Origin of the sequence: Methanobrevibacter sp. UBA188, assembly GCF_905234905.1 — an archaeon.
Lineage (GTDB): Archaea > Methanobacteriota > Methanobacteria > Methanobacteriales > Methanobacteriaceae > Methanocatella.
On sequence record NZ_CAJOJM010000048.1, the window covers coordinates 1 to 10350 of the forward strand.

General features: G+C 33.7%; 2 protein-coding genes. Both read right to left on the bottom strand.

Annotated features, from left to right (window positions below; translation table 11 throughout):
* The coding region (locus QZ143_RS08185; RefSeq protein ID WP_292883026.1) for a right-handed parallel beta-helix repeat-containing protein at positions 1-8531 on the bottom strand (8531 nt) is incomplete at its 3' end.
* Positions 8532-8680: 149 nt separating this feature from the next.
* On the bottom strand, positions 8681-10350 hold a 1670-nt coding region (gene alaS, locus QZ143_RS08190), incomplete at its 5' end, for an alanine--tRNA ligase (protein ID WP_292883029.1).

Here is a 10350-nt window from a genome sequence, read left to right on the forward strand (position 1 = left end):
TTTTCACCATAAACAACATCAGAAGAATAAACTAAAACATCATTAACAGCCTTATCCACAATTATTGTAATACTATCACTGGCAGGAGCATAATTAGCATCTCCACTGTAATTAGCATAGATTACATAAGATCCAGCATTCAAACCAGACAATACAAATGACTCATTAACGCCCACAACTTTAATTATTGTTCCATTTGCTAATGTATAGGTTACACTTCCAGTTGCATCACTCGGAAGGCTTTGAGTAATGTTAATCACATCACCATAAACAATTTCAGAAGCATTAACAATAATGTTAACGTTGGTTCCAGTTTGTGTCACTTCGAAAGCAGTTTCATTATCTGCAGAGTTGTAATTATCAGTACCATTAAAGCTTACAGATGCAGTATAGTTACCTACATTCAATATTCCAACATCAAAGCTACCAACACCATCCTTAACAGTGACTGGCGCTTCAAAATTACCAATAACTACTTTGTACTCACCATCAATACTAGCAAATACATTACCACTAACATTAGCAGTATAAACTTTATCTAAAACCTCAACACTCACAGCAACATTCGCTTTAAATACTGTAAATGAATCGTCTATTGTGTAGATATCATAATTGTCATCAGTAAAATTGATTTTGGCAGTATAATCACCTGCATCAAGAGTAATAGTGCCTACTCCTTGGCCATTAACAACATTAACAACCAATTCTTTATCACCTATATTTACAGTGTAGTTACCATCAACATCAGAACCCACATTAACAATGGATAATTCCCCATAAACAGAATCATCAACTGAAACTGTCAGAACAATTGATGCCTTCAGGACCCTGAATGATTTGGAATCACTGCTTGCAGTCACGTTGAATGTTTCAATATTAGTGACATTAACAGTATAATCTCCTGCATCCAAATCAGTAATCAAAACACTGTAATCAGTTTCATTTTCATCATAAACAATATTTCCATTCGCATCAGTTATCTTAACATTTACAACAGTCGGGTTTTCAACTTCAAATCCTATTAAAACATTTTCACCATAAACAACATCTTTTACATCATTTAATGTAATGTTTGAATCATATTTGAAAACAGTGAAATTACTTACAGAATAATTTCCAAACACATTTTCTGTTTCCAAATTAGTCACATTGACAGTATAGTACCCTGCAGGCAAACCGGAAACAGTGACATTGAAAATATTTGCGTTTTCTTCATGATAAACAATATTTCCCAGTGCATCCATAATAACAATATCAATTATTCCAGGGACATAAACATAATATTCAATGAATACATCATCACCAACATAAACAGAAGAGATATTATCAATATCGACTGTGGAATTGCCTTTAAATATAGTGAAATTCATTGAAACACTGCAACCTGTGATGTTCTCATCACCAGGATTAATAATCTCAATTGAATAACTGCCAAGAGTTAAATTACCTAACCTATATAGGAAATAACCATAATCATTAGTTAAATTTCCACCGGAAATTTCATTACCATTACTGTCACAAACAACAACGTAAACATCTGTAAGATTGTCCCCATCAAATTCCACATCGAAATAATAACCCCATGGAAGAGTATCATTGAAGTATATAATATCAATTATTGAATTTGCCTTAGATATGGTGAATGCTTTTGTATAATTGCTTCCAGCAACGTTATCAGTTTTTAAATTGCTTGCAAATAAAACGTATTCACCGGCAGACAAATCAGGCATTGGCAGGTAATCTTCTTCTATGATTTCATTGAAAACTATTTTACCGGTTTTATCTCTAATTTCAACAACAACAGTTGTACGATTATCAACAATAACGTCAACTTCCACATCATCACCATAGACATAATCATCCAAACCCTCAACAACAATTGAAGAACCGACTTTTAAAACATTGAACACTTTAGAATCACTGCTGTAAGATGTACTGTCAGATTCTTCAACAGAAAGTGTAATGTTATAACGACCACTGTCAAAATACAAATCAGAAATTGAAGTGTTTGTTGATGTGAAATTATATTTAACATCACCAGTAGCCAAATCGCGAATAACCACATGGACATCTGAAGCATTAACAACCTCATATGTTATTAAAACATCATCATAGAAATAATCAGACACATCATCAACTTTAACTAATGATTTAACTTTCAACACATCAAATACCATTGAATCGGAAGAAGTTTCATGATTATTATCACCCACATTGGTTACGGTAAGATTATAGGAACCTGCAAGCAAATTAACATAAAGACAATCACCATGAACGCTCATGTTTACAATAACTTCCCCTGTCTTTAAATCAACGATTTTTGCAGTGACATTAGTCCTATTGGATACAGTAAAGTTTATCCTATAATCATTAAAAGCATAGATAGAATCAACCTTATCTACAATAACAACATCAGATCCAATTTTATAAACTTCAAATGTTGCAATAACAGAACTGGATTCATATTCCTCGTCGCCCACATTGATGTATGTTAATGTGTATACTCCGGCATCCAATGATTCGACACTAAGCTCTGTCATATCGCCTGTTTGTCTGAAAATAACCTCCCCGGAAGCATCACTAATTTCAATAACTGCACCTGTAAAGTTAGTACACTCCACTTTAACGTTTAAAACTTCACCAGAGGTAATGTTATCCAATGAAACAATATTAACACTGGATGAAAACTTAGAAACATTCAATATGACATGATCAGAACTATAATCAGAAAGTGAATCAATTACAGAAGCATTAACTTCATGTTCACCACAAGGATAACAATAAACATTCAAAATCCAAACAGTACCCTGTGAACTTTCATTATAGTCAATTGTTGGATAAATATTAAATTCCAAATCATTGACCTTAATAATATTGCCGTTGTCATCATAAACTGTAGCGTTTAAAGTCAAATTATCATAGATTAACAAATCATAATACTTTTCACCTGGAATAGCAATTCTGGTTTTTGAAGTTATAGTACCCTCATTATCAATGTATTGAGATTTGCTTAAGATATTTTTGGATAAATATAACTCAGAATCTATTGATACGAAAATTGGATTGATTAAATTAACCTCATTAAATTTGGAGGAGTGAATCTCAGCAGTGGAATCAATCAAGCCAACACAATAAGAACCTACATCACTGCCTTTGAAACTAGTATTGTTAACTGTCAAAGTACTATAAAATGCGTTAATAATATTTGTATTATTTATAAATGTGGAATCTGAAATGAAAACGTCATAAGCAGATTTCAAATCAACAACATTAGAATTATTGAGGAAATAACAACCCACAATTTCCGCAGTACCATCAACAACAGATATCACATCAGCGTTACTGATAAATGAAACATTATCGAAAGCAGCATATCCCCCATCAACAGAAACAGTATTTTTGGAATTAACAATAGACACATCATATACGGCAACATATTCTCCAGCAATATTAAACACACCGGCTTTATTTAAAGCATCAATGACATGCCCGTCACCATCAATCTCAATGTGTGATTTATTAATTAAAATTCCACCCTTAAGTTTCTCATCATAATCATAATACCTGTAGTCATGCTGCAAAACAACTTTACCATTAGCATTATTGATTAATTTCTGAAGAGCAGTAAATGAATCCTCATCACAACTTACATTAAAGTAAAACTCTTCATTGACATTATAACAGGACATTTCCAGATAACCTGGCCCAATACCGTCGCCGATAAACTCTAATTCGGCAACACCATCAATCAGTGTGGCCTCAGAAACATTGATGTCTCCACCAACACAGGACAAGTCAAAAGTGACTGGAATTATACCAGTGAAAGTGGAATTAGTTCCTTTAGTTGCATCATACATATTGGTCAAGTTAAGAGTAATGATTGCCTTATCACCAACAAACAAGTCGAATTTGGACACATCAACTGTTAAAAACAACCAGTTATTTAACTCAACCTGGTCACCTTCAACAACAGGAGCGACATCATAATCATCAATTGTATTTCCAAACCAGTTTTCATTCGCAGCAAACCAGAACGGACAATAAATTACAGAACCTGTTGAATTTAAAACAATTGAACTGGACAACTTATCGCCAGAAGCATTGGAATATATAACACTACCATTTTCCGCATAACCATTAACCAAAATGAAATTATACAATTCAATGGAATTAGTAGTAAGATTAAATAAACGGGCCTGATTTGCACCGTCAATCACATGACCATTACCATTGACCATCAAACTTTTATTAATCACAATACCATTCTTAAGATCACCATCAAAGTTAGGGTAATATTTATAAGACCTGTTTAAGACTATGCTATCATGAACACTTGCGTTATTGATAATTTCCTGCAATTTTGTAAATGAATCTTCAGGAACAGTAACCACATTAAATGTAACTGTTTTATTAAATGAATAATATTTGAAATCAACACTTCCCACACCCTCATTAACAGGCATGTAAGACGCATTGCCTTTACCGTCAACCAATTCCAACTTATCCAAAGCTACAGCATTATTGACAGATGAAACATCGAAACAAACATCCGGCAGATTAGTTTCCACATCATAAACCTTCCTAGAGGTACGGTCATAAGCATTATTCAGACTAACATTAATGACTGCGGATTCATCTATTTTTAAAAGAGTACTGTTGGCATTTACATCCAAAAACAACCATCTGTTCAAGTTAACACTTGATTCGACATTAGGTTTAACATTGTAATTTTCATTGGTGCTTCCAAACCAGTTATAATCCGCATAAACACTGTCCTTGTGACCTGATGCAATGTCATAAAGACAGTTATTATCTAGGAAAATTGAATAATGAACATCAACAGCATGAACCTTCGGATTGCCCACAACATTAATAACACTATCAATTCCCCTATTTGATATAAACAATGATTTATAAATTCTATTTAACTTATCAGAACGAGCATGGATAAAAATGGCAGCACCATTTTTAGCAGAATTATTTGCAAATACTCCACTAATTGATACATCAGACCACTCAGAATAAATTGCACCACCAAGTATAGCAGTATTATTCACAAATATTGAGTCAATGACAACATTATTGGATTGGTCAATAAAAATTGCTCCTCCATAACCTAAAAGATTATTGTTCTTAATGAATGTTGAATGGATAACAACATTATTAGAGCTACCTATCTTAATCGCAGCTCCACTAATACTCCTGGAGCTAAGAGTGTTATTAATAAATGTTGAATTAATCAAAACATTGTCTGCATAAATTTCAATTGCCGCATTATGACTAGAGTAACTGTTAATAAAAGTAGCATTTAAAATTTGAACATTGCCTGCTGTGATTCTAGCAATAGCAACCATACCATTAGCATCTATTGTAAAACCGTTACCATTCAATATCAATGGTTTATCAATGCATATATGTTTGAGTTTGAAGTCGCAAACAGACATATACTCATAGTTGCATGTCAAGTTTAAAACAGAACCTGCACTGTTAATCTGATACTGCAAATCTGTAAAAGAACCCGGCAAGTAATTAATAACAGAAAATAAAAAATTATTAGACATATAACTCAAGGTCACAACATCCTGTGAATCAAAGTCATAATTCATCACACCCACACCGGAGATAACATCCACATATCCAACGACACCACCTAAAGAGGAAACATTGAAACCAATATTCAGAGCAGTGTTGTTTTCAAGTTCTTGGGAATTTGCATTGTAAACTTTAAGATAAACAAACTTTGTACCAAATGTGTTTACACCGTTTACAAGGTCTAAAACCATCCAATTATCTAAGTCAACATTAAAGTCAGGTTTTACACTATAATTATATATGGTATTTCCGAACCAGTTGTAATCATAACTTGCACGTGCAGGATCACCCATCTTAAAATTATGCATATCAGTGAAACTATTATTCAAGAAAATATTATGAACAAAGTTAAAGGATTCACAACGGTAACCCTCCATAAGACAATTAGCATCATTTCCAATAAATTCACAGCGAATTATTGATACATCAGGCCCCCCATAAGAATCAAAGATGAACATGGAAGAATCAGAACTGCAATTATAAAATTTAGAATTTATAATTGAAATTACACCTGCGGTAATTCTAAGCAGCTCTAAACCATTTCCACAATTGTTGAATGTACAATTCTCAATGAAAAGATTTCCATTGGCTTTATAAATATTTTTGATATTGACAAAATTGATGTTTTTCAAGGTCAAATCCTTAGCAAAGCCCCCCTCTAATAATGAAGCAGTATTTTTTCCATCAATAGTATGACCATTACCGTCAATGACAAACTCCTTATTGAAAAAAATTCCATTGATTAATTTTTTATCGCAAATATCCATATACTCGTAATCTGAGGTTAAATTCAGAACAGAACCTGCATTGTCAATATCCCACTTTAGATTGGATAGGGAACGATTATAAATAGTTAAAGTCTTACCATAATTTAAATCGATTTTATGAGACCATCCCTTTGTTGAAATAGTAACAGCAGTATTTCCCTCAACTAATGGAACAATAAAATCACTAACCCTATGAAAAGTCATTGTATTTTGATTTGAAACAGTATTGGTGAATTTCAAATCAAACACCAATGGATAATAAGGAGAAAGACCACCATCACGCACATTTTGTAGCCACATTTCAACAACTGCAGCAAGTGCTGATTTCGTATAATCATACTTAACAGTATAGTAAAGATAATTCCAATCATTTTCAAGGTTCACTTTCTTATTAACATCGGGTTTGGTATCTTTATTGCTGGCTAAATTACCCCACCAATTTTTTGAAGCAGAAAAACTGCATGAAGAGTAAATTGCGTTCTTAGGACTGTTTCCTAAAATAATGGAACCTTTGAGACTACAATAACTGGAATCACAATAAATATCATAACCTTTTTTAGCAGAGTTGCCCGTAAAAGCGGATGAATCAATTTTTGTATATCTTGCATTGATATAAACAGCACCACCTTCATCCTTAGCATTATTGTTTGTAAACAAGGAATTCTTTATTGAATTATATCTTGCTTCAACATAAATGGCTCCACCGTCATCATCAGCGGAATTGGAATCAAAAACACAACCATCAACAACATTATTTTTAGAATCAAGATATATTGCTCCACCTTTGTCATTGGCATGATTTTTAGTAAAGATGCAACCAATAAACTTAAGATTAGGACATGTGGATTCCGAATATGCTGCACCACCCTGTTCTGATACCTTATTGCCAGTAAAATTACAATATGAAATAGTTCCTCCATTAATATTTTTAGAGAAAAATATTGCACCACCATATTTACAGTAATGTTCATTGCCAACATATCCATTATTATTGAATGAACACCTAGTTATTTGAATAGAAGTTTTAGGAGTTTCCTGGTTATTCATCACAAATATTGCACCACCCTGGTTATAACGACCAGTCCCCAGGTAATTAGAATCAAAAATACAATCCTCAATTCTAGTATTCTCACCGTTAACTGATATTGCACCCCCAATACGGTCAGCATGATTGCCAATGAATGTGCATCCTTTAACTAAAACACCATCAGCCGCCTTAAAAACATAAATGGCACCCCCATGCTTAAAACTCTCCACATTAATGCCTCTTCCAGCACGATTATTAACAAAAACTGAATCTATTATTTTGGCCTGACTCCTCGCTACATATACTGCACCGCCATCTCCTGCAGTACAATTTTCAAAACGACAAGATTTAACAGTAATCGGAGCACTAGAATAAATGGCACCACCCGAACTAGATGCACCAGAAAATATTTGAGAAAAAGTCTCCATTTTAACAACTTTAGTTCTAGGAAAAGCAACACAATTTGTAAAAGTACAATTAATAATATATGATTCATACTTCCCACTTACAACAATTGCACCTCCATTATTCCCATTCTCCGGTTTTGTAAAATTACAATTGGAAATTATAAAAGGACCCGCTGCCTTAGTATTTTTAATAATTCCATTTATTCCATTTATAAAATTAATATTTTTTATTTGCAAGTAGGCTGATGAGGGAGGATGATTTATTTTAAAAGCATATGCATAAACGAAAATAGTATGTCCCCTACCATCAAGTGTAATCGCTTTCGTAAATTCAATAGTATGAGAAGAACCTAGACGTATATTGTAATCCTTATCCAAGGTTACTGTTGAGCCCGGTTTAGCATCTTTAATTAACTTCGCCAATTCATCAGAAGTTCCCATTTTTGAATCAGATAACTGATCATCATTACTTACATTTAAAACTTCTTCCCCACCGGAAAATCTGAGTTTCGAATCATCTTCTTGAGAAGAAGTATAATTATCCTTTATTGAAGAATCATCATTGACAGCACATAAAGCATCCACCTGAAAATCAGATCCCTCCAAACTTAATCCATCATTTTCCAAATTCGTTGCATTGTCCATTTCATTTGCGCTAACAAACGATACTGAACACATCAATACCAAAATGGCAATGACAAACATAATCTTATAATTCTTGATAAATTCTACCCCCATTAAATATAATATGAGATGTATTTTTATGAAAGAAAGTATATATAAATTAGGTTAAAAAAACAATATTTTCAAAAAAAAAATAATAAAAATGAAGAAAAATACATCAGAGTAGTATTTCGTTTGATTAAAAAAAAAGAAGGATAAAATAATTATCCTTTTATTAAATTAACAGCAGTTTGGATAGCTTCATCCATTTTATCTGCGTTTTTACCTGCACCTTGTGCTAAAGTTAAGCGACCACCGCCGCCACCACCTAAAACACCTGCGGCAGTTTTTATAATTTCATTGATTTTTATATCATTGTCAATTGCATTCTGGGAAGCTGCTCCAACAATTTTACCATCACCGTTTCCCATAATAACTACATCCGCCTTTCCATTATCGGTAAAGTCAGTAGCTATTTTTTGAAGTTCCTTAATGTCTGTTTCCATTTTCTCGGAAATTACCTTCAAGCCATTGATTTCAACAAAGTCATCAGCAAGAGAATTCATTTTAAGTGATGCGATTTCTGATTTCAAACGATCAATCTCATTTTTCTGTGATTTCCATTCACTGAAGAACCTGTCACAAGTTTTTGGCAATTGATTGTTTTCAACTTTGAAAATAGCTGAACTTTCCCTTAGCAATTCATTATCATGTTGCATTGAATCGATTGCAGCAAGACCTGCTGAGAAATCAATCCTTTCAACACCATCCTGAACCCTTTCGGTTTTGTTGATTTTGATTGGTCCGACTACACCAGTTCTTAAGACATGTGTACCTGCACAGGCCTGTACATCAACGCCAGGAACTTTTACAACACGAATCATTTTGCCCGGAACGATACCACCCTGATAGAGCACAAATCCGTATAATTCCTGAGCTTCATCACGGGTATGGAATTGAATGTCCAAGTCAATGTTGTCCATCACATATTCATTGGCAAGCTTTTCAATTTCATTCAGCTCTTCCTGTGTGATGCGCTTGTAGTGTGACAAGTCAATACGTGCTCTTGTTAATCCATTTTGTGATCCTGCCTGCCAAATGTGCTGACCCAGTACTTTTCTTGCAGCCGCAATGACCAGGTGAGTTCCTGTGTGGTGGCGTGCAAGAGTTATTCTTCTTGTCCAGTCAAGTTTTCCTGTGATTTTTTTGCCAACAACATCATCAGAAATGTCTTCATCTACATGATGCAATACAACATTATCAATCTTTTCAGCATGCTTCATGTTAATGTCATTTCCATCGATGGAAACTAAACCTATGTCTGAAGGTTGACCCCCTCCTTCAGGGTAAAATACTGTTTTATCGAAGATTAAACATTTATCTCCATCTTTTTCAACTACGCCCAAAACTTCCGCTTCAAATTCTTTTTGGTAGAAATCTTTATAGAACAACAAATCGGTTTCAGGGAAGTCTACTTCAAATGTGGATTTTTTATTAGAAGTGTCCTTTTCGTGAGCTCCTGCAACTTGAGTAAAGAAGTTATCCGGAACATTGACGGTGAAATCATTGCCTGCCATTTCAACAACAGTTTCAGGAGGTATTCCATGAGCATCATATAAATCTATTAACATTTCAAGAGGCATTTCAGATTTGCCTTCTTTTTTAAGTCTTTTGATTGATCTTTTAACTATGCTTTTTCCTTTTTTGACTGTTGCGGCATAACGCTCTTCTTCCAAGGTAATGATATTCATGATATGTTCTTCTGAGTCACGAATTTCAGGGTAAAATTTAGATAGGAAATCCAGTTGAATGGCCATTACATCAGCCAATGATTCTTTCATGTTCAAATCCTTCATGAATCTGATTGTTCTTCTCAATACCAGACGTGCAAGAT